Annotated in this window: 40 protein-coding genes; all 40 read right to left on the bottom strand. The window is 38.7% G+C overall.

The genetic code is table 11. From position 1 onward, the window contains the following. Window positions 1–36 precede the first annotated feature (36 nt). Window positions 37–831, bottom strand: a complete 795-nt coding sequence (locus CVT05_RS03730) for an undecaprenyl-diphosphate phosphatase (protein ID WP_107697884.1) — start codon at window positions 829–831, stop codon at window positions 37–39. A gap of 57 nt (window positions 832–888) precedes the next feature. After that, entirely contained in the window at window positions 889–2,799 is a 1,911-nt protein-coding gene (gene tkt, locus CVT05_RS03735) for a transketolase (RefSeq protein WP_107697885.1), read from the bottom strand. 134 nt (window positions 2,800–2,933) lie between these two features. Beyond that, complete coding sequence (locus tag CVT05_RS03740; protein WP_107697886.1) at window positions 2,934–3,833, bottom strand: polyprenyl synthetase family protein; 900 nt, start codon at window positions 3,831–3,833, stop codon at window positions 2,934–2,936. After that, on the bottom strand, window positions 3,830–4,939 hold the full coding sequence (locus CVT05_RS03745; RefSeq protein ID WP_107697887.1) for a PDZ domain-containing protein: 1,110 nt from the start codon (window positions 4,937–4,939) through the stop codon (window positions 3,830–3,832). The genes CVT05_RS03740 and CVT05_RS03745 overlap by 4 nt, the downstream gene beginning before the upstream one ends. Then, the gene (locus CVT05_RS03750; RefSeq protein ID WP_002941513.1) at window positions 4,936–5,250 is read right to left on the bottom strand and encodes a YbaB/EbfC family nucleoid-associated protein; all 315 of its coding nucleotides are present in this window, start codon (window positions 5,248–5,250) and stop codon (window positions 4,936–4,938) included. The genes CVT05_RS03745 and CVT05_RS03750 overlap by 4 nt, the downstream gene beginning before the upstream one ends. A 3-nt stretch (window positions 5,251–5,253) precedes the next feature. Beyond that, the gene (panD, locus tag CVT05_RS03755) at window positions 5,254–5,601 is read right to left on the bottom strand and encodes an aspartate 1-decarboxylase (protein ID WP_002941539.1); all 348 of its coding nucleotides are present in this window, start codon (window positions 5,599–5,601) and stop codon (window positions 5,254–5,256) included. 2 nt (window positions 5,602–5,603) lie between these two features. Beyond that, window positions 5,604–6,887: a UDP-N-acetylmuramoyl-L-alanyl-D-glutamate--2,6-diaminopimelate ligase gene (locus tag CVT05_RS03760; protein WP_107697888.1), complete on the bottom strand. Its 1,284-nt coding sequence runs from the start codon at window positions 6,885–6,887 to the stop codon at window positions 5,604–5,606. After that, window positions 6,865–7,419, bottom strand: coding sequence for a hypothetical protein (locus CVT05_RS03765; protein ID WP_021091130.1), 555 nt, complete (start codon window positions 7,417–7,419; stop codon window positions 6,865–6,867). Before CVT05_RS03765 ends, CVT05_RS03760 begins: the two co-directional genes overlap by 23 nt. After that, window positions 7,406–7,681 (bottom strand): NifU family protein, encoded by a 276-nt coding sequence (locus CVT05_RS03770; RefSeq protein WP_021091089.1) that lies wholly within the window; start codon window positions 7,679–7,681, stop codon window positions 7,406–7,408. Before CVT05_RS03770 ends, CVT05_RS03765 begins: the two co-directional genes overlap by 14 nt. Before the next feature lie 208 nt (window positions 7,682–7,889). Continuing rightward, on the bottom strand, window positions 7,890–8,807 hold the full coding sequence (locus tag CVT05_RS03775; RefSeq protein ID WP_107697889.1) for an NrtA/SsuA/CpmA family ABC transporter substrate-binding protein: 918 nt from the start codon (window positions 8,805–8,807) through the stop codon (window positions 7,890–7,892). A 76-nt stretch (window positions 8,808–8,883) separates the two neighbouring features. Next, complete coding sequence (locus CVT05_RS03780; RefSeq protein ID WP_107697890.1) at window positions 8,884–9,576, bottom strand: ABC transporter ATP-binding protein; 693 nt, start codon at window positions 9,574–9,576, stop codon at window positions 8,884–8,886. Then, complete coding sequence (locus tag CVT05_RS03785; protein WP_107697891.1) at window positions 9,573–10,322, bottom strand: ABC transporter permease; 750 nt, start codon at window positions 10,320–10,322, stop codon at window positions 9,573–9,575. Before CVT05_RS03785 ends, CVT05_RS03780 begins: the two co-directional genes overlap by 4 nt. Then, a complete protein-coding gene (locus CVT05_RS03790; RefSeq protein WP_107697892.1) occupies window positions 10,319–10,927 on the bottom strand; it encodes a hypothetical protein in 609 nt (202 codons plus the stop codon). Before CVT05_RS03790 ends, CVT05_RS03785 begins: the two co-directional genes overlap by 4 nt. A gap of 123 nt (window positions 10,928–11,050) precedes the next feature. Further along, entirely contained in the window at window positions 11,051–12,055 is a 1,005-nt protein-coding gene (locus CVT05_RS03795; RefSeq protein ID WP_107697893.1) for a hypothetical protein, read from the bottom strand. Between the two features lie 280 nt (window positions 12,056–12,335). Further along, window positions 12,336–12,692, bottom strand: coding sequence for a 50S ribosomal protein L17 (rplQ, locus tag CVT05_RS03800; RefSeq protein ID WP_002941584.1), 357 nt, complete (start codon window positions 12,690–12,692; stop codon window positions 12,336–12,338). Between the two features lie 11 nt (window positions 12,693–12,703). Continuing rightward, entirely contained in the window at window positions 12,704–13,720 is a 1,017-nt protein-coding gene (locus CVT05_RS03805; protein WP_107695885.1) for a DNA-directed RNA polymerase subunit alpha, read from the bottom strand. 14 nt (window positions 13,721–13,734) lie between these two features. Beyond that, on the bottom strand, window positions 13,735–14,361 hold the full coding sequence (rpsD, locus tag CVT05_RS03810) for a 30S ribosomal protein S4 (RefSeq protein WP_107697894.1): 627 nt from the start codon (window positions 14,359–14,361) through the stop codon (window positions 13,735–13,737). A gap of 25 nt (window positions 14,362–14,386) precedes the next feature. After that, window positions 14,387–14,779 (bottom strand): 30S ribosomal protein S11, encoded by a 393-nt coding sequence (gene rpsK, locus CVT05_RS03815; protein WP_021091081.1) that lies wholly within the window; start codon window positions 14,777–14,779, stop codon window positions 14,387–14,389. 22 nt (window positions 14,780–14,801) lie between these two features. Continuing rightward, on the bottom strand, window positions 14,802–15,170 hold the full coding sequence (gene rpsM, locus CVT05_RS03820) for a 30S ribosomal protein S13 (protein WP_012140556.1): 369 nt from the start codon (window positions 15,168–15,170) through the stop codon (window positions 14,802–14,804). A gap of 3 nt (window positions 15,171–15,173) precedes the next feature. After that, complete coding sequence (rpmJ, locus tag CVT05_RS03825; RefSeq protein WP_002941545.1) at window positions 15,174–15,287, bottom strand: 50S ribosomal protein L36; 114 nt, start codon at window positions 15,285–15,287, stop codon at window positions 15,174–15,176. 189 nt (window positions 15,288–15,476) lie between these two features. Continuing rightward, on the bottom strand, window positions 15,477–15,695 hold the full coding sequence (gene infA, locus CVT05_RS03830; protein ID WP_002848031.1) for a translation initiation factor IF-1: 219 nt from the start codon (window positions 15,693–15,695) through the stop codon (window positions 15,477–15,479). Window positions 15,696–15,727: 32 nt separating this feature from the next. Beyond that, a complete protein-coding gene (gene map / locus CVT05_RS03835) occupies window positions 15,728–16,486 on the bottom strand; it encodes a type I methionyl aminopeptidase (protein ID WP_107697895.1) in 759 nt (252 codons plus the stop codon). 1 nt (window position 16,487) lies between these two features. After that, complete coding sequence (gene secY, locus CVT05_RS03840) at window positions 16,488–17,750, bottom strand: preprotein translocase subunit SecY (RefSeq protein ID WP_103580105.1); 1,263 nt, start codon at window positions 17,748–17,750, stop codon at window positions 16,488–16,490. Then, window positions 17,750–18,151, bottom strand: coding sequence for a 50S ribosomal protein L15 (rplO, locus tag CVT05_RS03845; RefSeq protein WP_084041206.1), 402 nt, complete (start codon window positions 18,149–18,151; stop codon window positions 17,750–17,752). Before rplO ends, secY begins: the two co-directional genes overlap by 1 nt. 15 nt (window positions 18,152–18,166) lie before the next feature. Continuing rightward, window positions 18,167–18,610 carry a 30S ribosomal protein S5 gene (gene rpsE, locus CVT05_RS03850; RefSeq protein ID WP_002941646.1) on the bottom strand — a complete coding sequence of 148 codons (444 nt, stop codon included), beginning with the start codon at window positions 18,608–18,610 and terminating at the stop codon, window positions 18,167–18,169. Window positions 18,611–18,625: 15 nt separating this feature from the next. Then, window positions 18,626–18,982: a 50S ribosomal protein L18 gene (rplR, locus tag CVT05_RS03855; RefSeq protein WP_085658472.1), complete on the bottom strand. Its 357-nt coding sequence runs from the start codon at window positions 18,980–18,982 to the stop codon at window positions 18,626–18,628. A gap of 10 nt (window positions 18,983–18,992) precedes the next feature. Next, complete coding sequence (rplF, locus tag CVT05_RS03860) at window positions 18,993–19,529, bottom strand: 50S ribosomal protein L6 (RefSeq protein WP_054197279.1); 537 nt, start codon at window positions 19,527–19,529, stop codon at window positions 18,993–18,995. Window positions 19,530–19,719: 190 nt separating this feature from the next. Continuing rightward, entirely contained in the window at window positions 19,720–20,115 is a 396-nt protein-coding gene (rpsH, locus tag CVT05_RS03865; protein ID WP_021091129.1) for a 30S ribosomal protein S8, read from the bottom strand. A 9-nt stretch (window positions 20,116–20,124) separates the two neighbouring features. Further along, on the bottom strand, window positions 20,125–20,310 hold the full coding sequence (locus CVT05_RS03870) for a type Z 30S ribosomal protein S14 (RefSeq protein WP_002941532.1): 186 nt from the start codon (window positions 20,308–20,310) through the stop codon (window positions 20,125–20,127). 1 nt (window position 20,311) lies between these two features. Then, window positions 20,312–20,857 (bottom strand): 50S ribosomal protein L5, encoded by a 546-nt coding sequence (rplE, locus tag CVT05_RS03875; protein WP_002941643.1) that lies wholly within the window; start codon window positions 20,855–20,857, stop codon window positions 20,312–20,314. A gap of 5 nt (window positions 20,858–20,862) precedes the next feature. Beyond that, complete coding sequence (rplX, locus tag CVT05_RS03880; protein ID WP_002941666.1) at window positions 20,863–21,099, bottom strand: 50S ribosomal protein L24; 237 nt, start codon at window positions 21,097–21,099, stop codon at window positions 20,863–20,865. Then, window positions 21,099–21,467 carry a 50S ribosomal protein L14 gene (gene rplN / locus CVT05_RS03885; RefSeq protein WP_021091075.1) on the bottom strand — a complete coding sequence of 123 codons (369 nt, stop codon included), beginning with the start codon at window positions 21,465–21,467 and terminating at the stop codon, window positions 21,099–21,101. Before rplN ends, rplX begins: the two co-directional genes overlap by 1 nt. Then, complete coding sequence (rpsQ, locus tag CVT05_RS03890) at window positions 21,467–21,718, bottom strand: 30S ribosomal protein S17 (protein ID WP_021091107.1); 252 nt, start codon at window positions 21,716–21,718, stop codon at window positions 21,467–21,469. The genes rplN and rpsQ overlap by 1 nt, the downstream gene beginning before the upstream one ends. A 1-nt stretch (window position 21,719) precedes the next feature. Beyond that, window positions 21,720–21,914, bottom strand: a complete 195-nt coding sequence (gene rpmC / locus CVT05_RS03895) for a 50S ribosomal protein L29 (RefSeq protein WP_002941625.1) — start codon at window positions 21,912–21,914, stop codon at window positions 21,720–21,722. Beyond that, window positions 21,901–22,326: a 50S ribosomal protein L16 gene (gene rplP / locus CVT05_RS03900; RefSeq protein WP_021091116.1), complete on the bottom strand. Its 426-nt coding sequence runs from the start codon at window positions 22,324–22,326 to the stop codon at window positions 21,901–21,903. Before rplP ends, rpmC begins: the two co-directional genes overlap by 14 nt. Before the next feature lie 2 nt (window positions 22,327–22,328). Further along, window positions 22,329–23,027 carry a 30S ribosomal protein S3 gene (rpsC, locus tag CVT05_RS03905; RefSeq protein ID WP_002941650.1) on the bottom strand — a complete coding sequence of 233 codons (699 nt, stop codon included), beginning with the start codon at window positions 23,025–23,027 and terminating at the stop codon, window positions 22,329–22,331. A 1-nt stretch (window position 23,028) separates the two neighbouring features. Beyond that, the gene (gene rplV / locus CVT05_RS03910) at window positions 23,029–23,361 is read right to left on the bottom strand and encodes a 50S ribosomal protein L22 (protein WP_002941544.1); all 333 of its coding nucleotides are present in this window, start codon (window positions 23,359–23,361) and stop codon (window positions 23,029–23,031) included. An 11-nt stretch (window positions 23,362–23,372) separates the two neighbouring features. Further along, window positions 23,373–23,654, bottom strand: a complete 282-nt coding sequence (gene rpsS / locus CVT05_RS03915) for a 30S ribosomal protein S19 (RefSeq protein ID WP_002941639.1) — start codon at window positions 23,652–23,654, stop codon at window positions 23,373–23,375. Window positions 23,655–23,656: 2 nt separating this feature from the next. Continuing rightward, window positions 23,657–24,490 (bottom strand): 50S ribosomal protein L2, encoded by an 834-nt coding sequence (rplB, locus tag CVT05_RS03920; RefSeq protein ID WP_107697896.1) that lies wholly within the window; start codon window positions 24,488–24,490, stop codon window positions 23,657–23,659. 1 nt (window position 24,491) lies between these two features. After that, window positions 24,492–24,773 (bottom strand): 50S ribosomal protein L23, encoded by a 282-nt coding sequence (locus tag CVT05_RS03925; protein ID WP_002941535.1) that lies wholly within the window; start codon window positions 24,771–24,773, stop codon window positions 24,492–24,494. Window position 24,774 lies beyond the last annotated feature (1 nt).

Raw genomic sequence — 24,774 nt, forward strand, 5'->3', positions numbered from 1 at the left:
TTCCACACTTGGCCTTTACTTTTTAAAGCTTTAAAATCATAAAAATAGATAAAGCAAAAATGCTCCTAAAATCAAGCGGTAGATGACAAAAGGAAGCATTCTAATCCTTGAGATGATCCCCATAAATAGCTTAACGCAGAGATAAGCACTAACTGCACTTATGATGACTCCAAGGGCGATATCGCTCCAAGGAAGCGCATTTGGGTCTTTTATGAGCTTGATGCTCTCAAGTCCACCGGCTAGGATGATGACTGGGATCGACATCAAAAATGAGAAATTCGCACTTCCCTTGTGGCTAAAACCTAAAAATAAGGCTGCCGTCATCGTTACACCTGATCTTGAGACGCCAGGGATGAGCGCCACAGCTTGAGCAAGGCCAATAATAAGTGCAAATTTTATGGTCATTTCATATTCGCTTTTGTTTGATGAGCGAAGATCAGCAAAGTAAAGTGCTATGCCAAAGACGATCGTAGTAATAGCGATCACAACGCCACTTCTTGCGTATTCTTCGATAATATTGTTAAATAAAAGTCCAAAGATCCCAACTGGAATGGTAGCAAATCCCACGCACCAGACAAGCAAGCTATCGCCTACCATCTTTCGTTGTGCGATCGAGGCAAAAAAGTCACGAAGTAGCTTAAAAATCGTATCTTTAAAATAAAAAAGTATCGCACTTAGCGTACCAACGTGCACTGCCACGTCAAAGGCAAGACCTTGATCTGGCCAGCCAAGTAGCTTTGGCACCAAGATAAGATGAGCCGAGCTAGATATCGGCAAAAATTCGCTTATGCCTTGCACCAAGGCCAAAACAATAACGTGAGAAATTTCCATAAAATACCTTTTTTGATTTTAGATTGCAGTTGGGGATTTTACTCCCCAAGATTAAATTTATATAAGTTCGCTAGCAAAATTTGCAAGCTTTTGCGGAGTAAATCCAAAGTGATCAAATAGCTCGTTAGCCTTGCCACTAGCGCCAAAGCTGTTCATGCCATAAACTGCGTCGGCAAATTTATACCACTCAAAGCCAGTTGCAGCTTCAACTGCGATGATGGTTGTATTTTTATCTAAAATTTTAGCCACATACTCAGCTGGCTGCTCACAAAGTAGGTCAAAACAAGGCGCTGATACGATATTTGCGCCGATGCCTTGCTCAGCTAGAAGTGCGGCTGCTTTTACACAGAGTGAGACCTCGCTACCGCTTGCTATAAATGTTATCTTTGCTTCTTTTGACGAGCTTAGCAGATATGCGCCGTTGCTAACCTCACCAAATTCGCCTTTTGCAAGTGGGTCAAGTCCTTGACGGCTAAGTACAAATGCGCTTGGAGCGTTTAAATTTAGAGCCGCTTGCCAGCTAGCTGCGTTTTCGTTACCATCAGCTGGACGGAAAGTGTAGAAATTTGGCATCGCTCTAAATGTGCTAAGCTGCTCGATAGGTTGGTGTGTCGGACCATCTTCGCCAACGCCGATACTATCGTGCGTGAAGACAAAAAAGTGTTTGATGCCCATGAGCGCTGCTATCCTTGCACTTGGCTTTAAATAGTCGCTGAAAATAAAAAATGTTGCTGAAAATGGCAAGAAAAGGCCGTATCTAGCGATACCGTTGTTGATAGCTGCCATGGCATGCTCTCTGATGCCGTAGTGGATATTTTTACCATTTGGAAAATCTCCCATGCCCTTTAGCTCGGTCTTATTTGATGGAGCAAGATCTGCGCTGCCACCGATAAAGCCAGGAAGTTTTTTTGCTATCTCATTTAAAATGACATGGTTTGTATCTCTTGTGGCTAGCTTTTTGTCGCTAAAGTCTGGAAATTCGATCTTGCTAAAGTCTGGATTAAGAAGTGAGTTTAGTAAATTTTTACCTTCAATGCTTAGCGCCTCAACCTTTTTATTCCACATAGCCTCTTCAAGATCGCCCTTTTCTACCGCGCCTCTAAACCTTAAAAGCACGTCCTCATCAATGGCAAATTTCTTCTCAGGATCAAAACCAGCTGCAGCCTTTGCCTTTTTGATGATCTCTTCGCCAAGTGGGGCGCCGTGGCTATGGTGGCTGCCCTCAAGCTCCATTGCACCACGTGCTATGCGTGTGTTTGCAATGATGAGATATGGCGACTCTTTCTCGTTTGCTTGCTCAAGTGCAAATTCGATCTGATCGTAGTCGTGTCCATCGATACGAGCGACCTCCCAGCCCTGTGCCTCAAACCTCGCTTTTACATCCTCACTAAATGCGATCGCTGTGTCGCCCTCGATCGTAATGTTGTTTGAGTCGTAGATGAGCACAAGGTTGTCCAGTCTTAAATTTCCGGCTACCGAACATGCCTCATAGCTTATACCCTCTTCTAGGTCGCCGTCGCCGCAAAGGCAGTAAATTTTATGATCGATTATTTTATTATCTGGCTCGTTTAGCACGTTTGCAGCGTATTTTTCTGCCATGGCTAGGCCGACTGCATTTGCTACGCCTTGACCAAGCGGGCCAGTAGCAACCTCAACGCCTGGAGTGTGAATTTCTGGGTGACCTGGAGTATTTGAGCCAAGTTGGCGAAAATTTTTAAGCTCATCAAGGCTTAGATCGTAGCCACTTAAGTGCAAAAAGCTGTAAACCAGACTTGATGCGTGACCACCGCTAAAAACGAGCCTATCTCTATTTAGCCATTTTGGATTTTTTGGATTGTGTTTTAAAAAGTTGCTTAAAACCACCATGATATCAGCTAGGCCCATAGGTGCGCCTGGGTGTCCGCTGTTAGCGTTTTGCACCATGTCAGCGCACAAAAATCTTATAGTATCGGCTTGTTTTTTTAGCATATGATCTCCTTTTATTACGTCAGATTATACAAAAAAGTGATTAAAACTTGCCTTGCATTTTTGTCCAAAATGTCTAAATAGTGATATAAATTTTTTAAATTTTTAGTAGTAAAAAAGCTAGAAATTTCTAGCTTTTATCTAAGGTGTTTATCCGTAAGCTCTAAAATCATCTTTGCAATGTTTGCATCTATCTGTTTTAGTGTCTCTTCTATCTCGCAAATTAGCTCATCTTTTTTCTTTTTTGCGCCAGATAGACCAAGTAAATTTGTAAATGAGTTTTTAGCTAAGTCGTTATGCACAGGCTTTCCAGCGGCCGCCTCGTCACTTGTAAGATCGATGATGTCATCTTGTATCTGAAAAGCAAGGCCGAGCTTTAGGCCGATATCATAAATTTTCTCACACTCTATTTCGTCTAAATTTACTATCACAGCGCCCATTTTTAGGCTAGCAGCGATGAGCTTTGCGGTTTTGTGGATGTGTAAAAAGACTAGCTCATCAAGGCTTAGCATCTTGCCAGATAGGCCAAATTTAGCCTTTGCCCTTTTGATATCCTCTTTGTCTGTATTTTCAAAAAAACAATCCAGCGCCTGACCTAGCACCATGCCGCTAACGCCAGCATTTTGGCTTAAAATTTCCACGCATTTTATACGCGTTTCAGCGCTTAGCTCGGCACGTGAAATTTCATAAAAAGCATGAGTATTTAGCGCATCTCCTGCAAGTATAGCAGTCGTTTCGTCGTATGTGACGTGAAGTGTTGGCGTGCCGCGTCTTAGGCTTGCATTATCCATTGAAGGCAGATCATCGTGGATGAGCGAGTATGTATGCATCATCTCAAGCCCCAAAGCCACTCTCATAGCCTTTTGCGTGAGGCTTTTATCGACATTTTCTACCACGCCAAGAAGCAAAAGCGCCCTAAAGTGCTTGCCTCCAGCCTTTAGCATCACCCCAAGCGCCTCCTCGTAGTAGGGGTGAAAGCTAGGCGCCTTTGGCAAATTTGCATTTAGAAATTTTACGAAGTCCTCAAGTAGGCTCATTTTGGTACTCTTGCAAAAAACTGAAAGTCATTTCTAGTAAATAGAAGCGTAAAATTTTTTAACTCACCAAGCTTCTCTAAAAGCTCTTCACGGCTACTCACGCTTTGTTTATCAAAACCCAAAATTTTATCGCCGGTCTTGATGCCAAAAATTTCTGCATTTGACTTTGGCTCGACCTTGGTAACGACTAAATTTTTATCCACCGTGATACCATAATCCACCAAAACCTTATCATCAAGCATTGTTTGTGGCTCTTTTGGCATGATGTTGAAATTTGGTATATCAAGGCTCGAAGGGGCGTCTACATCAAGGCTTTGGTTAAATTTCACATCCCCACTTACTGGCACTTGAAAGAGCATTTCTTGTTTATCGCGCTTCACGATGATGTCAAGCTTTGCGCCCTTTGGAGCAAAAAATACCATCTCATTTAGCTCTCTTAAGCTCTTTGGCTTGATACCATTTACACTAACAAGCTCATCATCTACCATCATCATCTTGCCACGGCCCAAAGGATCGACAAGACCTACAAAAAATTTATCCTCTTTTTGCAAGAATTTTACGCCGATATCGCCGTAATATACATCATCATAAGATACAAAGTGCTTCAAATAACGATTTGGTATAAATTTATCAGCTCCAACAGCTATGCCTATCATCTTGCAACAAGGCGTGTTTATCTCGCCAGTCGCGTTATACTCGAAGCTTAGCGTGTCAAAGTCGCCTAAATTTTGTCCCAAAGACTTGATGTGACCCATGACGGTGTTGTTTGAGTCATTTAAGATGCCAACCCAAGTGCTCTTTTTGATACGCTCCTCGTTAGTCTCATCAGCCATCACAACAGGGCTTAGCTCCTTGCTAGAGCGCACTAAGAAAAGCTGCAAATATGGGTCAAATTTGACATATTCGCCAAGCGGAGCTCCGTCACTTTTTGGCACTGCGATCAAATTTTTAGTGATAGCCACGCCAAAGTGTTTATTTACCGAGACGATTGAGTTTTTGTTCTTTTCAAAGCAGGCGTTAAAGTCCTCTTGCGTAGGCCTAGGATCGGCGTTTAGGCAAAGCGCTGATAGCAAAAAAGCAAGGGCAAATTTATATTTTAGTCTCATTTTATCCCCATCGAAGCAAGGCCGCCAAGCATCCTTGAAGCGGTATTTTTCTTGTCAGCCTCAACTGATTTTAACACGTCATTTACGGCGCTTATTAGTAAAATTTGCATACTCTCTTTATCTTCAAGCAAGCTATCATCTATACTGATATCAAGTATCTCGCCACTGCCGTTTGCTCTCACGCTTACCAGTCCGCCGCCACTTTTTGCGCCAAATTCTTTATTTTTGCTCTCTTCTTCCATCTGCTTGGCCTGCTTTTGCACATCCTCAAGCATCTGCCCCATCTTTGAAAAGTCAAATCCCTCAAACATCGCCTACTCCTTTATGATCTCGTTTTTGTTATTTACATGCACGATGGTTGGCTTAAATTTCTTAGCCTTTTTAAATTTCATACTAGCGTATGCCACGATGATGACCACGTCTCCTACGCAGACTTTTCTAGCAGCTGCGCCGTTTAGGCAAATTTCCCCCTTTTTGCCCTTTATCACGTAGGTGGCAAATCTCTCGCCATTATTTACGTCTAAAATTTCAACCTTTTGATTTTCTATCAAATTTGCAGCTTTTATCAGCTCCTCGCCGATGCTGATCGAGCCAACATAGTTTAAATTTGCGTCTGTTACGACGGCTCTGTGGATCTTGCTAGCTAAAATTTCTATATTCATTTTTACCTCTTTAAAAGCTCTTTTACTACTTCTTTGTCGCTAAATGGGTGCTTGACGCCCTTTATCTCTTGATATGGCTCGTCGCCTTTGCCAAGTATGACAAGCGCCCAGCCGGGTTCTAGCTTGCTGATAGCCAGTGCGATCGCCTCTTTGCGGTTGGCGTTTCGTATCAAATTTTCATTTTGACTCATACCAGCGCAAATTTCATCGATTATGCTCTCTGGCTCTTCGCTTCTTGGATTGTCGCTTGTGACGATACAAATTCTTGCGTATTTTTGGGCAATCGCTCCCATTTTTGGGCGCTTTGTCCTATCTCTATCGCCGCCTGCACCAAAGACTGCGATCAAATTTAGATGTCTAAGCGAGTTTAGCACCTTTTCGATACCATCTGGCGTATGAGCAAAATCCACGATGACTAGCGGATCGGTGCTAACCACTTCCATTCTGCCACTAACCCCTTTAAATTTGCTTATCGCCTTTGAAAGCGCGGTCGCGTCTGGACGCTCTAGCAAGCAAACAGCGCCAAGGGCTGCAATTAGGTTGTAAAGATTAAACTCGCCTTGCAAGCTTGAGTCTATCTCCACATCGCCATTTGGCGTCTTGATAACCGCGTCTATGCCGTCCTTTAGCCCATAAACCACCGGCGCAAAGCTGGCTGGCTTTTTAAGCGAATACGTATAAGCGTTTTTTGGATTAAATTTAATGCCATTATCGTCAGCATTTATAAGCTTCATGCAATCATCATCAAAAAAGCTCGACTTTACCCTAGCGTACTCCTCCATGCTCTTATGGTAGTCGAGGTGGTCTTGAGTTAAATTTGTAAAAATTTTTAGAGCAAATTTCAAGCTCTCTATGCGCTTTTGAGCGATCGCATGCGAGCTAACCTCCATCACGAAGTACTCGCAGCCCTGCTCACTAGCTACTTTGAGATAAGAAAGCGTCCTTAAAATGGCACTTGTCGTAAGCGCCTTGTCATCTATCTGCTTGCCCTCTATAAATGCCCCTCTTGTGCCACTTAGGCCGCATTTTTTGCCTAAATTTCGCAAAGTCTCATAGATAGCAGCAGCCGTTGTGGTCTTGCCATTTGTGCCCGTGATGCCAACTATCTTTAAGCTTTCATCGATTTTTAAAAGCTTCTTGCACTCTTCAAGGCTGATTATCTTAGCGCCATTTTTTACCGCTGCCTCTGCAAATTTTGCATTTGCAGTAGTTTGCACAAAGTATGCACCCTGCTCGCACTCGTTTGAGTCATCTGTTATGAAGCTATTTTCTACTGATATTTTCATCGTTTTGTCTTTTTTGTATCTCTTTAAAAAGCTGATCTATGCGCTCATCGCCACCAAACATCACCGCCGCACTCTCAAGATAGTTTATACTCATTTCGATGAAGTCATTTTTTATCAAATTTCCCAAAAATTCTAAAAAATCATCTTTGTTTGAGATCATTACCTTGGTTGAGAACATGATATTTTCAAAGACCTTTTTGAAGCTCCCGTCCTTATAAACAGCCTTTTTAAAGTCCTCGTAGCTGATCGCGTCTTGCTCTTCAAAATACTCATCGCTAGCCAATCTTGATTCTAAAATTTTTAAAATTTCATCCATTCCTTCATCATCTTCGCCAGCTCTTAGTTTATCCATAAAATAGTCAAATAAAAGCTTTGCTTCCTCTGCATTTTTCTCGCCAAGGGAGCAAATTTGTATCAAAAATAGTAAATTTTTATCCTGTGTCTTTTCGTAAGCTAGAGAGAAGTAAAAGATCGCTTCTTTAAATTTAGAACGTTTGAAGTGTTTAATGCCTATTTTTTTATAATCTATCAATGTCAAATTCCTCGCCAATCGGGATATTTACGACCTCAAGCTCTGGGTGAATATCCATACGAAGTTGTCTTTCGAGTCCATATTTTAGTGTAGTTGTACTAGCTGCACATCCATGGCAATGCCCTGTAAGTCTTACATAAATTTTGCCGTTTTTTATGCCAAGTAGTTCCATGCCACCGCCATCATTTTCAAGCATTGGTAATACCTTTTGCAAACTCGCACTAACTGGTTTTAAAAGTTCTTCATCGCTAAATGGGATCATATCTTTTCCTATTAAATTTTTGGGCTATTATAGCAAAATAAAAATGCAAAAAATAATGGCTATATTTTTGCTTAGTGCTAATTTTGCTTTGTAATTTAAACCTTTTTGATACGCCTAGTCAGCTTTAGTTTTTAAATATTTGAGCTAAAATTTAGTAAATTTTTGATTATAAGTTTTAGGATAAAAGGGCAAATTTCGCCCTTTTTGTTTAATCTATTAGAAGCGATTTTATATCTACTTTTTGCTCGATCATCTTGCTCTCAAGCATAAATTCTTGCGTAGCCTCAAGTGCTTTTATATCTTCAGGCGTGATCTTTGGACTAAAGTCATACTGCGGATACATACTCTTTACCGCCTCTATGCTAAGCCCGGTCTCTTCAGCTGTAAATTTTAATGCCTCTTCCTCATTTGCTTTCATAAAAGCTAAAATTTCATCTTGAGCCTTTTTAAATTTTTCAACTAGATCTTTATGCTTTTTGTAAAATTCTCCACTTGTGGCAGTAACGATGACTGGAGTGATGACGCCCTTGCCTGTTGTTACGACACTAAGTCCTGATTTTTTAGCATTATAAGCAGTTGGTCCAGCAAGAAGTGCTGCATCGACACTACCATTTTCAAGTGCAGCTTGTGCAGCTGGGATACCCATAGAAACGAACTCTACGTCATTTATGCCAAGTCCACCAAGAGCAAGATACCTAACCAAAAGCTCATTTAATATCGTGCCTTTTGGGCCTGCTATTTTTTTACCTTTTAAGTCTTTAGCAGTTTTTATGCCTTTATCTTTAGCAAATATCGCAAAAGCTTCAGGTGCTCTTGAATATGCACTTATGATCTTTATGTCAGCTTTATTTGCCGCGGCAAGTATGACTGAAGTTCCGCCAACGCAATTTAAAAACTGAAGTGAGTTTGAAGCGAGCGCTTGCGTTTGTTTCGCACCTGAGGTGATCTCGGAGTACTCGACTGGCATGCCAAAAGATTTAGCATAAAAGCCTTTAAATTTATCGACGATTGAGGGGACGTTTAGCGGCGATTTGACGTAGGTCATGCCGATCTTATCTAGCTCACTTGCGTTTGCTACTAGGCAAAGCAAAGAGGCTGCACACAAAATCTTAAAAAACTTTCTCATACTTGCTCCTTTAAAAATTTTCCAAATTATATAACTTTTTGCTTCGTTTTGGTTTTAATTATCATTTTATAAAATGCTAAATTTCGCTCAAAATTTTACGCTTTAAGTTTATTAGCTCATCGCAAAGCAAATCTCTTGGCTTAGTTAGATTTGATAGATCATAGCTTGATTTCATCCCGCCTTTTTCAAGCAAAATTATCTCGTCTGCTAAATATAGGGCTTCATCTACATTATGAGTTACAAAAATGATGGTTTTACCAGTTTGGAGCTTTAAAATTTCAGCCTGCATGCTGGCTCTCGTAAAAGCATCAAGTGCCGCAAATGGCTCATCCATAAGGATCAAATTTGCTTCGTATGCAAGCACTCTTGCAAGAGAAACGCGCGAACTCATGCCACCAGATAGCTGCGAAACAGCGGCGAATTTAAAGTTGCTAAGCCCTATCATTGATATGAGCCTATCTATATTTGCCTCGTCTATCTCATACTTTTTAAGCGCAAATACGATATTTTCATAGACATTTAAAAAAGGCATAAGCCTAGGCTCTTGAAATACAAAACCGATCTTTGCTTGCTCTTTAAATTTTATCTCGCCTAGACTTACACCCTCAAGTCCAGCAATAAGCCTTAAAAGCGTAGTTTTACCGCATCCACTTCTGCCAAGTATTACGGTGATCTTATCTTTTTTTATGCTTAAATTTAGCTCTTTTAAAACGTCGATACGCTTGCCATTAATAAAAAAAAGCTTTGATAAATTTAAAATTTCTATCATTTTTCGCTTCGCAAAAAGCTAAATTTAGATATCAAAAATAAAAATATCCTATCTATGAGTACGCCACAAATTCCAATCGTAAAAATGCCTACAAATATCCTATCTGCACGTGAAAGCTCCTCCGCATCTAGTATGAGATAGCCTAGCCCGCTAGAAGCTGCAATCATCTCCGCTCCCACAATCGCTCGCATCGCGTAGCCAAAACCTATACGCATACCGACAAAGATATCCTTTATGGCATTTTTTAGGATGATTTTGTAAAAAATTTCAAATTTGCTAAAACAAAAAATTTTACCAACTTCAATAAGCTTCACATCGCAGCTAGTTAGCCCTTTTGAAATGCTTAAAAACATTGGAAAAAACGATGCTAGGATGATAATAATAATTTTTGGTGTTTCGTTTATACCAAACCAAAGTACCAAAATAGCAATAAGGCTAAGTGGCGGAACATTTCTAAAAAACTCTAGTATCCACTCATAATAAATACTAGCTTTTGGAAATAGCGCCGCCACTCCGCCAAAAGCAAATGCCAAAACAAAAGCCAAAATATAGCCAATAAATATACGCTTAAAGCTAATCATTACATGCGTTATTAGCTCACCGTTTAAGCTCATATCAAGCATCGTTTTAATTGTCGTAATAGGACTTGGCAATATATAAGGTGTGAAAATTTTAAGCTCGCAAACAACCTGCCAGAGGGCAAAGATCGCTAGGATCAAAACGCTCTTTTTAAAAATTTCTATCACAGCCCATCTCCATTGTGACAGCCATTTTCACAGTATAAAAGCTCGATGATCTGATAGTTTTTAAGCTCGCTAAATTTATATGAAAATGCGTTTTGTATCTTTTCTTTACTGCATAAGCTTAGTGTTTTTATGCCTAAATTTTCAAAAAATCCAGGTGGGATCGGGCTTGATTCTATTTTGCTTATTTGTAAATTTATGTCGTTTAACTCTTTAAAATTTTTCCATGTTAAAAATGTAGTTCGCTCTAATTTTAAAGAATTTCCAAGCTCTGCCAAATCCTCACAAGGCGTTGTTATATAAAGCCACTCATCTTCTTTTAGCTTTGAGCTAAGCTCAATGGCGCTTTCTATTAAAATGGGATTTAAGCTTGAAATATCGTTTGAAAATTCTTTAAAATTTGATCTTATAAAATTTACAGCTCTTGGACAGCGACTGTCTAAAACCATACCTTTAGAGCATAAATTTTTATATGAATTTTTGATATCGCTAACATGATCTTTTTCGCACTGTACTATGTTAAAGCCCTTGTTTTGAAAGAGCTCTTTTAATGCAGAGAAGTCATACATATTTTTTACAACGGGATTTAGCCAAAGTAGCTTTCTCACGAGTTCTCCGTAATTTTAATAATAGAAATCAAGATTCTATCATTTAAAAATTTAAACCAAGTAAAAAGAGCCTCTTATGACTAAAATCATAAAAGATAGGCGGTACAAAAAGCTAAACTTAGCCTACACTTTTATATCTAGTTTATGTTTTTGCTCCACTTTTTCCATTAGCTTTAGTATATCAACTCCGTTTTTCTCAAGCTGCATTAGCTCCTTAAGATAGGCAAATTTCTCATCTTTGTTGATGTCGTAAGTAGCCAGTTTCTCGCTTCGTCCGATCACTGAAGCATAGACTTTGTTGCCATCAAGTTTGTCCGTATTTTGCATATTATAAAGCGAGAGCACGCCCTCTACCACCTCTTTAAAATCCGCCCCACTCTTCATGCCAGCTTTCATAAGCGTAAGAAATCTCTGCCTGCTCTCTTCGTCAGTAAAATTTATATTTTGTAGCGTCTGATACTCAACTGGAGGCTTATTAGTGCTTGTTAGCATAGAGATAGCCTTTTTGCCTATCGTAATGCTCTCCACGCCGACTCTTTCACCAAGATACTGCCTAAGTGCATAATCAATCCACTTATCTTTAAACTCATCTATGCTTAGGTCTTTATCAAGTATCTCAAACCCTTCCACGTGGCTCTTGTGACCAAGCCCGAGAAGTATGTTGCCATCAAGTTTTGACGTGTACTCTTTTGCAAAGAGATCGACATCTGTTGGATAATATCCTATGATCTCTTCGTGAGCTCTACCAAAGCCAAGCGCTTTGGTCTGATTGATAAAATTTTTGAGATCATTTATCTCATCTTGGCTGACTTGTTTGTCGTATCCCATGAGCTTGCCCCAGATGCTTATCTTACCATTAGCAGCTATGCCTGAGAGTGAGAAATTGCTAGCAAATGTTAGATTCTCGCTATTTTTTTGAAATTTTATCGTATTTGTTTCATTTAGATTTATTGGCTCACCTCTAGTATAGGTATGACTTTTTCGTTCATCAACCAAACTGCTAGATAAATCATTTAAAGAATTTTTGTCTATATTGGATTTAGTATTTTTAGTATCAAGCTCTTGCGCTCTACTACTTTGTGAGCTAACATAAAAATTTGTGCCAACTCCATTTACACTACCTATCATCTCAAATCCTTTGAAATTTATTAGATGCCTGAAACAAATATCGTCTTTATAAAATAAAATTTTAGCATAGAGTTCAAAGGTAAAAATTTAAAATATATGATTTTAGATTAGAAAATTTGCAACTTTTAACTATAAAAAATTTTATGGTTTTTTGGTTAATAAATTTGATAGATAATTAAAGAAATTTATAGTTTGAGAAAGCTTTTGGAAGAAAGATTCTATTTTAAAAGTGGGAAATTTTATATAAAAAATAAAAAAGAGAGCCAAAGCTCTCTAATAATTATTCAGCTACTAGCTCTATATAAGCCATCTCTGCCGCGTCGCCTCTACGAACACGAGTCTTGATGATTCTTGTATAGCCACCATTGCGCTCTTTGAATTTTGGAGCTACTTCAGTAACTAATTTATTTGTTGTTTCTTTATCTTGTAAAGAAGCAAATACTGCTCTATGAGCATTAGAGTCACCTTTTCTAGCTCTTGTGATTAGCTTTTCAACATAGCTTCTAAGCTCTTTTGCTTTTGGTAAAGTCGTCTCTATCTTTTCGCTTTTGATGATAGCTATCGCCAAATTTTTAAGCAATGCAGATCTATGAGATGACGTTCTACCAAGTTTGCGATATCCGTGTTTATGTCTCATCTATTGTCCTTTTATTCTTTTACACTCATTTGTGCTTTAAGCTCGGTTATTTTCTTTCTTAGTTGCTCTTTGCCATCTTTTAACACATCGGCACCAACTGGATAGCCTATCTCTTCCATAACCGCTTTAATCTCTTCAAGAGATTTTTTACCTAAATTTTTAAGCTCTTTAAGCTCATTTTCGTCCATTAATGCAAGCTCGCCAATAAATCTAATATCAGCTTTGTCAAGGCAGTTGAAACTTCTAGCGCTTAAATTTAGATCTTCTACGCTAGAAAGTAACTTTGAAAACTCACCGCCTGCACTTGAGCTAGTAACTGGAGTACTAACATCAATATCTAAAATTCCTTTAAATACTGACATTTGTTGATACATGGCTTCTAAACAATTTTTAAAAGCCTCTATCGGACTAACTTGACCATCAGTTGTTATAGTAAATACAATCTTTTCATAGTCTGGATCATCCTCAACCAAGACATTTTGTATATCGTAAACTGCCTTTTTAACAGGTGTAAAAAAAGCATCAAGTGCGATATAGTCGTCTTCGATCTCTTCTCTAATCTCTTCACTAGGAACATATCCGATACCTTTTTGAATGATAACTGAAAAATTTAACTCAGCATCTTCATTTATTGTAGCAAGGTATGCGTCTGGGTTAACGATCTCAACTAGATCATTATTTAGATCAGCCCCAGTTATCTCTTTTGGTCCTTTAAAGCTATACTCTATAACTTCGCGCTCGCTAATGCTTTTTAATTTGAATCTGATTTTTTTCAAATTTATAATAAAAAAAGCTACGTCTTCTAGCATACCACGCATACTGTCAAATTCGTGGCTAACGCCTTTTATCTTTACACCAATAGGAGCAAAACCTACTGTACTTGTGTAAAGAAGACGACGCAATGGGTGAGCCAAAGTAACAGCATAACCAGCCTCAAAAGGATATGCTGTAATGTTAGCAACATTTTCACTAACACTTTTAACTTCAATTTCAGTTGGCATATAAGCTGATGTAGTAATCTTTCTCATCTTTATACCCTCTATTATTTTGAATAAAGCTCTACTATAAATCTTTCCTCAACAGGAATGATAACCTCTTCTCTTTCTGGATTTCTAGTGAAAATTCCAAATTTTTTCTCTTTTTCAACATCTACCCAAGCAACAATACCGGTTTGTGCTGTAAGATCTATTGCGCGAACAATTTGTGGATTGTTCTTAGATTTTTCAACAATCTCTACTTTTGCACCTGGCTCAACTCTGTAAGATGGTATATCTACTCTTTTGCCATTTACTAAAATATGTCCATGAGTTACTAGCTGGCGAGCAAAACGACGAGTTGTTGCAAAGCCCATTCTGTAAACAACATTATCTAGTCTTTGCTCTAGTAGTTGAACCAAAAGAGCACCAGTGTTGCCCTCACGACGTGCTGCTTCTTGAAATAATCTTCTAAATTGTTTCTCTGAAACACCGTACATAAATTTAGCTTTTTGCTTCTCGCGAAGTTGTAAGCCATATTCGCTTATTTTTGATCTTCTTTGTCCATGTTGTCCTGGTGCATAAGGTCTTTTTTCAAAAGCACTTTTACCAGCAAGTCTTCTTTCGCCTTTTAACGCAAGAGACACACCAAGACGTCTTTCTAATTTTTCAACAGGTCCTGTATATCTAGCCATAATAATTTCTCCTATTTTTCTCTAATTATACGCGGCGGCGTTTTGGCGGTCTACAACCATTGTGTGGTAAAGGTGTAATGTCTTTAAAGAAAGATACTTTAATTCCTTCAACAGTTCCTACACTTTTAACAGCCGTTTCACGTCCGCTACCTGGACCTTGAACCTTAATACCAACTTCTTTTATACCATGCTCTTTTGCTTTATTTAGAGCATCTTCAACTGCCTGCTGAGCTGCATAAGGAGTTGATTTTTTACTACCTTTAAAGCCTAAGCCACCTGCACTACTCCATGCAATAGCATTTCCCATTTCATCAGTTACAGTTACCATAGTGTTGTTAAATGTTGCACTGATATAAACGATACCTTTGGCTATGCTTTTTCTAACTACTTTTTTCTTAACAATTTTTCTTTTCGCCATTTATTATCCTTTAACCCTTGCCTTACTTAGTAGCTGCACCGACAGTTTTACGTCTGCCTTTTCTGGTTCTAGCATTAGTTTTAGTCTTTTGACCACGAACAGGAAGACCCTTTCTATGGCGAAGACCTCTATAACTTCCAAGATCCATAAGAGCTTTGATATCCATAGCAACTTGTTTTCTCAAGTCACCCTCAACGACGTGATGCTCTTGAATTTCTTTACGGATAGCTGCCGCTTCGTCTTCACTAAGCTCATAGACTCTCTTGTCATAAGAAATTCCAGCTGCGTCAAGAATTTGACGAGATTTGTAAAGACCTATACCATAGATATAAGTCAAACCATACTCTATTCTCTTTTTGTTTGGTAAATCTACACCTGCAATACGTGCCATGCCTTATCCTTGTCTTTGTTTATGTTTTGGATTTTCGCAGATAACACGAATTATGCCACTACGTTTGACAATTTTACATTTGTCACACATCTTCTTTACAGAAGGACGAACTTTCATTTTAGTCTCCTAAAAATTTATTCCACTTTTTTAGGGGCTGCATCAGGTCTAAAGAAGAAATTTAGACCAACTATTTTCAAAATAAGTGGGGAACTTTGAAAATAATTCTTCATACAGCTTTTCGCAAAGCTTGGATTTTATCCAAAACCAGCTTTAAATTTACTTAGCATATTTGCCAAGAGGCTAAATTTACTTATATCTATAAGTAATCCTGCCTTTATCTAGGCTATATGGCGTAAGTTCTACTTTTACGCGGTCGCCAGGCATTATCTTTATATAATGCATTCTCATTTTTCCGGCGATATGACATAAAATTATATGTTTGTTGTCAAGCTCAACTTTAAAAGTTGCATTTGGCAGTGCTTCAACAACATTTCCATCAATCTCAATGACATCGTCTTTTGCCACAAACTCTCCTTTCTTTAAATTTGCTATAAATTTTATGCTTGGCTTAAAATTTCAGCTTTACCATTAACTATCGCCATGCAATGCTCATAATGGCTGGTTCTCAAACCATCTTTTGAGGTTACTTTCCAGTTATCACTTCCTAAAACTGGCGTACCATCTTTTTGGCAGATCATCGGCTCTATACAAAAAACCATTCCATCTTTTATCTTTGGTCCGGCTTTTAGATTATGCCCCTCAAGATAGTTTGGAATTTCTGGCTCTTCGTGTGGCCTTTTACCTATGCCGTGACCACAATATCCACGTAAAGGTACATAGCCTCTACCTAGTATAAATTTCTCAAGCTCGTAGCAAATTTCTTTAAAATGCATACCAGCTCTTATGATATCAATCGCAAAATATAGCGCATCTTTTGAGCAAGCAATCAAAGCCTCATCTTCTTTTGAAATTTTACCAACTCCAAAAGTCCTAGCTGAATCACCAAAATAACCATCTAAATTTGAGCCAATATCAACACTAACGATATCGCCCTCTTTTAGCTTGTACTCATTTGGGATTCCGTGGATCACCACTTCATTGACACTTATGCAAGCTGCATTTGGAAAGCCATAGAGCCCTTTAAAAGCCGGTTTTGCTCCAGCAGCCCTTATCATATCTTCACAAATTTTATCTATCTCAAGAAGTGAAATTCCAGGTTTTATGATCGTAGAAACGTGATCAAGAGTTCGAGCGACGATCTTGTTCGCCGCTCTCATTTTCTCTATCTCAGCTGGTCTTTTTAGCGTGATAGCCATTTTATAGACCTACTGCACTTAGAGTTTGGTATTTATTTGTATAAGACTGAGCTTCTATACGTCTCATAGTATCAAGTGCTACTGAAACAACTATAAGTACTGACGTGCCACCAAAATAAAATGGAACACCCATAGTCTTTACAAGTACCCAAGGCAGCGTTGAAATGATACCCAAGTATAAAGCACCACCTAAAGTTAGCCTACCAGCTACTTCATTTAGATAGCTAGCTGTACTCTCGCCTGGTCTAACACCTGGGATAAATCCGCCTTGTTTCTTTAAATTTTCACTTATATCTTTTGTGTTAAATACGATCGATGCATAGAAAAACGCAAAGAAGATAATAAATAAAAATGTTAAAACGTTAAACATATAGCCATTTGGACTTAAAAAGTCATTGATAGCTTGAATGATTGGATTTGTGCTAGCTTGCAAGATCGTACTTGGAAACATCAAAATCGCACTAGCAAATATCGGTGGAATAACACCGCTTAAATTTACTTTGATCGGTATATAGTTCATTATACGTTTGTTTTGATTTTCCATTATCACTTTTCTTGAGTAAGAAATAGGGATACGCCTTTCACCCATCTCAACAAATATAATAGCACCAATGGTAGCTAAAATAATCGCTAAAATAGCGATGACTGTTAAGAAATTCATCTCAGAGGTGTTTACTAAATTTATAGTCCCACCGATCGCACTAGGTATGCCAGAGACGATGCCTGCAAAGATGATAAGACTTATACCATTACCTATACCACGTTGTGTGATCTGCTCACCTATCCACATAAGTAGCATAGTTCCAGTTAGCATAGATACAGCAGAGATCGCGATAAATAAATTTATATCTATCATGATAGCTTGTTCGCCACCGCGTCCGCTTAAGCTTTGAAGTCCGATAGAAACACCGATTGATTGTACAAGAGTGATAACGATGGTTGCATAACGTATGATTTGCATATACTTTTGCATACCGTCACGCTCTTTTTTCATCTGACCTAATTTTGGAAATGTTGCTGCTAAAAGCTCCATAATGATCGAAGCTGTAATATAAGGCATGATACCTAAAGAGATAATACTTAAACGCTCAGCAGCTTTACCACTAAACATATTAAATAAGCCCAAGGCATTGCTATTGTTTGAATTGAAGAATTCTTTAATTACGTCGACATTAACACCAGGAACTGGCACATAAGCCAGTATCCTGTATGCGAACAAAAATGCCAACGTGATTAAAATCTTGTTGGTCAGTGTTTTATCCATTATTTTGTTCCGCTAACGCTAACGTTCTCGTCTTTGATCTTAGAAGCAAGAGCTTTTGCACTTGCACCGATTAGTTTTATCTTAGTAACGCTCTTTGAAATTTTATGAACGCTAGCTATTGTTGCTATTGAAATTTCAGTAAGCTCTTTTATAGCTGCAATTTTCTCGACATTAATAACATAAGGTTTTTCAAATTTAGAAGTAAAACCTACTTTTGGAAGGCGTCTTTGAAGTGGTTGCTGTCCGCCCTCAAAACCTCTTTTCTCATTGTAGCCTTTTCTTGCTCTTTGACCTTTGTTACCTTTGCCAGCAGTTTTGCCATTGCCGCTACCTTGACCACGACCTATTCTTTTGGTTGCATGAGTTGAACCTGCAGCAGGTGTTAATTTTTCTAATGCCATCTTAACTCCTTTCTCTTAGCTTTTTAGCAAACTAAGTGCTTTTATAGTAGCACGAACGACGTTTGCTGAGTTGTTTGAGCCAAGTGATTTAGTAAGGATATCCTTAATACCTGCAAGCTCGATGATAGGACGTGCACTACCACCAGCAATAACACCGGTACCCTCGCTAGCTGGGCGAAGTAGCATTCTACTTGCGTTGTATTTTACCTCTACGTCGTGAGGGATAGTTGTGCCTTTGATCTTAACGTGGATAATATTTTTAAATGCGTCGTCAATTGCTTTTCTCATCGCATCTGGTACCTCTTTAGCTTTGCCATAACCAAAGCCAACTAGACCATTTCTATTACCAACAACAACTAAAGCTGTAAATCTAAATCTACGACCACCTTTAACAACCTTTGTAACCCGACCGATATCGACGATTACTTCTTCAAATTCTTCTCTATTATATTTTTCCATCGATTTTCCTTTGGGTTATAGCTTGATGCCATTTTCTCTTAAAGCTTCAGCAAATGCTGCGATAACGCCATGGTACAAATAACCATTTCTATCAAAAACTGCAACATCTATCTTCTTAGCTTTTAAAGCCTTAGCAAATTCTTTAGCTAAAGTGACCGCACCTTCTTTATTTGCTTTTATACCTATCTTTCTACCATCTACTGCAGCTAGTGTAGTAGCTGTAACGTCATCAATTGCTTGAACATAAAGAGTTCTGTTTGATTTGAAAATAGAAACTCTTGGGCAAGATGCAACACCAGAAATTTTACCTCTGATTCTTCTTTTTCTCTTAATTCTAAGAGCGATTTTTCTTTTTAGTACTTTTGCTGTCATTTACCGCTCCTTACTTCTTAGATGTCTTGCCCGCTTTGCGGATGATGCGTTCTTCTAGATATTTAACGCCCTTACCTTTATATGGCTCAGGTGGTCTAAATCCTCTAACTTGAGCAGCCACTTGACCTACTACTTGTTTGTCATCACCTTTGATAGTAATAACGTTTTTCTCAACACTAGCTTCAACGCCTGCTGGTAGCTCATAGTTGATAAGGTGTGAAAAACCAAGAGAAAGCTCTAAAATTTTACCTTTTGCAGCTGCTTTGTAACCAACGCCGTTGATCTCAAGCTGGCGAGTAAATCCCGCAGTGATACCAGTTACGATATTATTAGCAAGTGCTCTATATGTTCCCCAGTAAGCTCTACTTTGGCGATCTTCGCCCTTTGGAGCAAAAACTATATGACCATTTTCTACCTTGACATCAACATGACCTTTTGTGTCAAGCTCTTTTATATGATTGCCCTTTTTAAATTTTAGGACATTATTTTCAACGCTAACGTCTACACCACTTGGGATAGCGATAGGCTGTTTTCCAATACGTGACATTTTTTTCCTTTACTTGTCTAGGGTGTTCCTACATTTACGAATAAACACCACAATGCCGTAAATTTTATCGTCAAATTTGACGAAACCTTCATTTGAATTTCTAAATTTAGCTTTGGCAAAATCTAAAATTTTACCAAGCTAAAAATTTAACCTTAAAATCATAAGGTTAAATAGCGTTTAATGCAGTTTATTACCAAACTGTACAAAGAACTTCGCCGCCAACGCCAGCTTTACTTGCTTCAATACCGCTCATAACGCCTTTGCTTGTGCTAACGATAACTGTTCCGTAACCATTTTTAAAACGCTTAATGTCGTCTTTGCCTTGATAAACACGACGACCAGGTTTTGAAACCCTTTTAAGCTCATTTATAACGCTTCTGCCGTACTCATCATACTTTAAAACTACATTTATAAATTTCTTGTTACCTTCTTCGATAACGTTGTAGCTCTCTACATAGCCTTTTGCTGCAAGGATAGAAAGAGTAGCCTCAACAACCTTAGAATGAAGCAATTTCGCAGTTTCAAGCTTTCTCATACTTGCATTTCTAATGCGTGTTAATCCATCTGATATTAAATCGTTTAACATTTCTCTTCCTTACCAACTTGCTTTTTTAAGACCAGGTATTAGGCCTTCGTTAGCCATTTTTCTTAGGCAAACACGGCAAATTCCAAAATCTTTATAAACAGAGTGCGGACGACCGCAAATTTGGCATCTAGTATAGCCGCGAACCGCAAATTTTGGCTTGCGTGCAGCTTTTGCTATCATTGATTTCTTTGCCATTTTACTTTCCTTTTGCAAACGGCACACCAAATAGCTCTAGCAATTTGAATGCCTCTTTATCATTTTTAGCCGTAGTAGCAATCGTAATATTCATACCATGAGTTCGTAAAATTTTATCATACTCAACCTCTGGAAACATTAGCTGCTCGCTAAGACCGAAGTTATAGTTTCCACGTCCATCAAAGCCATTTTTTGGAAGACCACGGAAATCTTTAACTCTTGGGAGAGCAACGCTGATTAGCTTATCTAAGAAAGCATACATTTGCTCTTTTCTCAAAGTTACTTTGATACCAACAGGGAAACCTTCGCGAACTTTAAAGCCAGCAACTGATTTTTTAGCATCAGTGATAACTGCTTTTTGTCCAGCGATAAGTGAAATGGTATCAGCCATATTTTGAAGCACTTTCTGATCTTTAGCAGAGTCTCCAGCGCCTACACTGATCACAATTTTCTCAAGTGCAGGGATAAGCATTGGATTTTTGATGTCAAATTCTTTTACGAGAGCTGGCTTGATAGTTTCGTTAAATTTATCTTTTAATCTACTCATATCTCTTATCCTTCAACTTTCGCGACATTTGATATGTCAATTGGCATCTCTTTATTTACGTGACCACCATTTGGAGTTTTTTCGCTTGGTTTGATAGCTTTTTTAGCTATTTTGCATCCCTCAACTATAACCTGACCTTTTTTTGCAAGAACTGCTAAAATTTTACCAGTTTTGCCTTTATCGTCACCAGCGATGATCTTAACAGTATCGCCTTTTTTGACTTTAAATTTTACATTAGCCATTATAAAACCTCCGGAGCTAGCGAAACAATCTTCATAAAGTTAGCATATCTAACTTCACGTCCAACTGGTCCAAAAATACGAGTGCCGACTGGCTCTTTTTTGCTATCAAGTATAACAGCTGCATTCTCGTCAAAGCGGATTAACGAACCATTATCTCTTTGAACCTCTTTTTTAGTTCTTACGACAACAGCTTTTACAACCTGTCCTTTTTTGATCTTACCATTTGGAAGAGCTTTTTTAACAGAGCAAACTATGATATCGCCAAGTGTAGCGTATCTTCTTTTGCTGCCGCCAAGAACTTTTATACACATTAACTCTTTTGCACCACTATTATCAGCAACTGCAAGTCTTGTAAAACTTTGAATCATTACTCAACTCCCTTTGCCAATACAGCTTTTAAGCGAAAATTCTTGCGAGCTGAAAGTGGCCTGCACTCGATCGCAACAACTGTATCGCCTGCTCTTGTCTCATTTTTCTCATCGTGAACTAAATACTTTTTAAAGCGTTTTACAAATTTATGGTATCTTGGGTGCATAACGCGTCTTTCTACCAAAATAGTAGCTGTTTTATCTCCAGCTTTTTGTAAAACAACACCTTGAATTTCTCTTTTTAATGCCATTTTACGCCCCTTGTCTTGTTGCACTAATTGCAGTGTTGATCTGAGCTATCTCTTTGCGAACAGCACTAATCTCATTAGGGTTGCTTAACTGCATAGTTTTTAGCTTTTGTCTTAAAGTAAATAAAAGCACCTTTTTCTCTTTTAGCAACGCGTTTAATTCTGCAACGCTCTTATCTTTTAACTCAGTATATTTCATTTTCACTCTCTCGCGTTACAAATTTTGATTTGAAAGGAAGTTTGTGTAAAGCTAAAGTTAGAGCTTCACGAGCTAACTCTTCGCTAACACCAGCCATTTCAAATATTATACGACCAGGTTTGATATTCATAACCCACTCTTCAACTCCAGCCTTACCTTTACCCATACGAGTTTGTAGAGGTTTTTTAGTAAGTGGCTTATCAGGGAAAACCCTAATCCAAATTTTAGCCTGTCTTTTTACGTGACGAGTTAGAGCTTGACGAGCAGCTTCTATTTGGCGAGAATTTATTCTACCAGCCTCAACAGCTTTAAGTGCAAATTCGCCAGTTGCTAAAGATGCTCCACGAGTCGCATAACCACGGTTGCGACCTTTCATTTGCTTACGAAATTTCGTTCTTTTAGGCATCAACATAATTATTTACCTCTTCTTGCTCTACGTGTTTTCTTAGGTGCTTCTTCTTCGGTTTTCTCAGGTTGAACACCTTTTTGAAGAACCTCACCTTTAAAAATCCATACTTTAATACCTATGTTTCCATAAGTCGTATGAGCCTCAGCTACACCGTAATCAATCTTTGCTCTAAGAGTATGAAGCGGAACGCGACCTTCTAGATACCACTCGGTTCTTGCCATCTCAGCGCCACCTAAACGACCAGCAACTGAAATTTTGATACCTTTAGCGCCTGATTTTTGAGCACCTTGGATAACTTTTTTCATAGCACGTCTAAATGCGACACGCTTTTCAAGTTGCATAGCTACGTTTTCAGCAGCAAGTTGAGCTGAAGCTTGAGCTTTTCTTTCTTCTTTGATATTTACATTTACTTCTTTGCCGATAAGTTTGCTAACTTCGTTCTTTAGGTTTTCAACATCTTGACCTTTTTTGCCGATGATGATACCAGGACGAGCTGCAACTACGGTTACACGAAGTTTTTTAGCCGTTCTTTCGATTAGAATTTGGCTGATTCCTGCATAGTAAAGTTTTTTCTTTAAAAATGCACGAATTTTGTAATCTTCACCGATATTTTCAGGAAGACTTTGTTTGGTTGGAAACCATCTAGATTCCCAGTTGCGGTTAATTCCTAGTCTAAGACCTATTGGATTTACTTTTTGTCCCATATTATGCTTCCTTCTTTTCAGGTTTAGATACTTCTACCATTACATGAGAAGTAGGTTTGCGAATTTTGCTCGCTGTTCCTCTTGCTCTTGGTCTAAATCTCTTTAATACAGGACCAGCGTCAACGCGGCAACTAGTTACTACAACCTCTTCTGGCTCAAATCCGCCATTTGCTACTGCTGAGCTAATAGCGTTTGCTATAAATTTAGCACCACGATTTGGCATAAATTGCAAGCTTGCAAGTGCTAGCTCGGCATTCATGCCTTGAACTTCTCTTGCTATAAGTCTTGCTTTTGTAGGAGAAAGTCTTACGAATTTTATAATTGCTCTACTCATATCATCTCCCCTTACTTGCCGATTTTCTTTTGCACTGAGCCTTTGTGACCCTTAAATGTGCGTGTTGGAGCAAATTCGCCAAGTTTATAGCCTATATGATTTTCTGTAACATATACAGGAATAAAGCTCTTGCCATTATGAACGTTAAATGTTAGTCCAATCATTTCAGGTACAATCGTGCTACGTCTTGACCAAGTCTTGATTGGTTTGTTATCGTTTGCATTTTTTGCGGCAATAACTTTTTTCATTACATGATCATCTACGAAAGGACCTTTTTTGAGTGATCTTGCCATCTCTATTTTCCTTTCCTTCTTGAAATTATAAGCTTATCGCTAGCTTTTTTACGGCGAGTCTTAGCACCTTTAGTTGGTTTACCCCATGGAGTAACTGGGTGACGGCCTGAATTTTTCTTACCTTCACCACCGCCGTGTGGGTGATCAACTGGGTTCATAGCAGAACCACGTGTTTGTGGGCGGATACCGCGGTGGCGATTACGTCCGGCCTTACCGATAGTGATGTTAGCCCAGTCTTCGTTGCCAACTACACCGATACTTGCCATACACTCAGCTAGTACTTGTCTCATCTCGCCACTTGGCATTCTTAAGATAACATACTTCTCTTCTTTACCCATTAGCTGAGCATAACCGCCAGCTGAACGAGCTATCTGAGCGCCTTTACCAGGTTTTAGCTCTACGTTATGAACGATAGTACCAACTGGGATAAATCTTAGTTTCATAGCGTTGCCTGGTTTAATGTCTAGTGAACCCTCATCGATAGATGCGATAACGTCACCGATATTTAGGCCATTTGGTCTAATGATATAGCGCTTTTCACCATCTTTGTAAGCTATAAGAGCGATACGGCAGTTTCTGTTTGGATCGTATTCGATCGCTTCAACTTTACCTTCTATACCAAATTTACGACGTTTGAAGTCGATGATACGATAAAGTTTTTTTGCACCTGCCTCTTTATGTCTTGAAGTTATACGGCCATTGTTATTTCTACCGCCAGATGCAGGTATTTTAACAAGCAAGCTTCTAACGCTTGGTTTAGCTGTTATATCTTCAGAGCTTAGTCCAGTCATATATCTACGACTAGGTGTATATGGTTTATATGATTTTATAGCCATCTTACGCCTCCGTATTTTCTAGGCTTACGCCTTCAGGTAACTTAACGTAGAATTTCTTTATCTCGTCACGTTGGCCTGCTCTTCCTCTAAAACGCTTAACCTTGCCGCTAATTCTAAGTGAATTTACGCGAACAGGCGTTACTCCAAAATACTCTTGCAAAACCGCTTTTAAGCTGTTTTTTGTAACTCTTGGTGAAGTTTGGATAACAACAACGCCTTGTTCTTGAAGGCCTAGAGTTTTTTCTGTATAAATAATTGTTTTGATATCAGTTATATCCGCCATT

It is taken from the genome of Campylobacter concisus (assembly GCF_003049705.1).
In the GTDB taxonomy this organism is placed as follows: Bacteria; Campylobacterota; Campylobacteria; order Campylobacterales; family Campylobacteraceae; genus Campylobacter_A; species Campylobacter_A concisus_AR.

Coding starts and splice junctions, on each gene's coding strand:
- tkt (WP_107697885.1), bottom strand. CDS start 2,799: ATGCTAAAAAAACAAGCCGATACTATAAGATTTTTGTGCGCTGACATG.
- CVT05_RS03805 (WP_107695885.1), bottom strand. CDS start 13,720: ATGAGAAAGATTACTACATCAGCTTATATGCCAACTGAAATTGAAGTT.
- rpsH (WP_021091129.1), bottom strand. CDS start 20,115: ATGTTAAACGATTTAATATCAGATGGATTAACACGCATTAGAAATGCA.
- rpsE (WP_002941646.1), bottom strand. CDS start 18,610: ATGGAAAAATATAATAGAGAAGAATTTGAAGAAGTAATCGTCGATATC.
- rpsM (WP_012140556.1), bottom strand. CDS start 15,170: ATGGCACGTATTGCAGGTGTAGATTTACCAAACAAAAAGAGAATAGAG.
- CVT05_RS03925 (WP_002941535.1), bottom strand. CDS start 24,773: ATGGCGGATATAACTGATATCAAAACAATTATTTATACAGAAAAAACT.
- CVT05_RS03780 (WP_107697890.1), bottom strand. CDS start 9,576: ATGATAGAAATTTTAAATTTATCAAAGCTTTTTTTTATTAATGGCAAG.
- rpmC (WP_002941625.1), bottom strand. CDS start 21,914: ATGAAATATACTGAGTTAAAAGATAAGAGCGTTGCAGAATTAAACGCG.
- rplX (WP_002941666.1), bottom strand. CDS start 21,099: ATGGCTAATGTAAAATTTAAAGTCAAAAAAGGCGATACTGTTAAGATC.
- rpsC (WP_002941650.1), bottom strand. CDS start 23,027: ATGGGACAAAAAGTAAATCCAATAGGTCTTAGACTAGGAATTAACCGC.
- rpsS (WP_002941639.1), bottom strand. CDS start 23,654: ATGGCAAGATCACTCAAAAAAGGTCCTTTCGTAGATGATCATGTAATG.
- CVT05_RS03770 (WP_021091089.1), bottom strand. CDS start 7,681: ATGATCCCATTTAGCGATGAAGAACTTTTAAAACCAGTTAGTGCGAGT.
- secY (WP_103580105.1), bottom strand. CDS start 17,750: ATGGATAAAACACTGACCAACAAGATTTTAATCACGTTGGCATTTTTG.
- rplN (WP_021091075.1), bottom strand. CDS start 21,467: ATGATTCAAAGTTTTACAAGACTTGCAGTTGCTGATAATAGTGGTGCA.
- CVT05_RS03730 (WP_107697884.1), bottom strand. CDS start 831: ATGGAAATTTCTCACGTTATTGTTTTGGCCTTGGTGCAAGGCATAAGC.
- rplQ (WP_002941584.1), bottom strand. CDS start 12,692: ATGAGACATAAACACGGATATCGCAAACTTGGTAGAACGTCATCTCAT.
- rplO (WP_084041206.1), bottom strand. CDS start 18,151: ATGGCATTAGAAAAATTAACACCTGCTGCAGGTTCAACTCATGCAACC.
- panD (WP_002941539.1), bottom strand. CDS start 5,601: ATGAATATAGAAATTTTAGCTAGCAAGATCCACAGAGCCGTCGTAACA.
- CVT05_RS03795 (WP_107697893.1), bottom strand. CDS start 12,055: ATGATAGGTAGTGTAAATGGAGTTGGCACAAATTTTTATGTTAGCTCA.
- CVT05_RS03745 (WP_107697887.1), bottom strand. CDS start 4,939: ATGAGACTAAAATATAAATTTGCCCTTGCTTTTTTGCTATCAGCGCTT.
- rplP (WP_021091116.1), bottom strand. CDS start 22,326: ATGTTGATGCCTAAAAGAACGAAATTTCGTAAGCAAATGAAAGGTCGC.
- rpsK (WP_021091081.1), bottom strand. CDS start 14,779: ATGGCGAAAAGAAAAATTGTTAAGAAAAAAGTAGTTAGAAAAAGCATA.
- rplF (WP_054197279.1), bottom strand. CDS start 19,529: ATGTCACGTATTGGAAAACAGCCTATCGCTATCCCAAGTGGTGTAGAC.
- rplB (WP_107697896.1), bottom strand. CDS start 24,490: ATGGCTATAAAATCATATAAACCATATACACCTAGTCGTAGATATATG.
- rpmJ (WP_002941545.1), bottom strand. CDS start 15,287: ATGAAAGTTCGTCCTTCTGTAAAGAAGATGTGTGACAAATGTAAAATT.
- map (WP_107697895.1), bottom strand. CDS start 16,486: ATGGCTATCACGCTAAAAAGACCAGCTGAGATAGAGAAAATGAGAGCG.
- CVT05_RS03775 (WP_107697889.1), bottom strand. CDS start 8,807: ATGAGAAAGTTTTTTAAGATTTTGTGTGCAGCCTCTTTGCTTTGCCTA.
- CVT05_RS03760 (WP_107697888.1), bottom strand. CDS start 6,887: ATGAAAATATCAGTAGAAAATAGCTTCATAACAGATGACTCAAACGAG.
- rpsD (WP_107697894.1), bottom strand. CDS start 14,361: ATGGCTAGATATACAGGACCTGTTGAAAAATTAGAAAGACGTCTTGGT.
- rplV (WP_002941544.1), bottom strand. CDS start 23,361: ATGAGTAGAGCAATTATAAAATTCGTAAGACTTTCTCCTACAAAAGCA.
- CVT05_RS03870 (WP_002941532.1), bottom strand. CDS start 20,310: ATGGCAAAGAAATCAATGATAGCAAAAGCTGCACGCAAGCCAAAATTT.
- CVT05_RS03740 (WP_107697886.1), bottom strand. CDS start 3,833: ATGAGCCTACTTGAGGACTTCGTAAAATTTCTAAATGCAAATTTGCCA.
- CVT05_RS03750 (WP_002941513.1), bottom strand. CDS start 5,250: ATGTTTGAGGGATTTGACTTTTCAAAGATGGGGCAGATGCTTGAGGAT.
- rpsQ (WP_021091107.1), bottom strand. CDS start 21,718: ATGGCATTAAAAAGAGAAATTCAAGGTGTTGTTTTACAAAAAGCTGGA.
- rplE (WP_002941643.1), bottom strand. CDS start 20,857: ATGAGTAGATTAAAAGATAAATTTAACGAAACTATCAAGCCAGCTCTC.
- rplR (WP_085658472.1), bottom strand. CDS start 18,982: ATGACAGCAAAAGTACTAAAAAGAAAAATCGCTCTTAGAATTAAGAGA.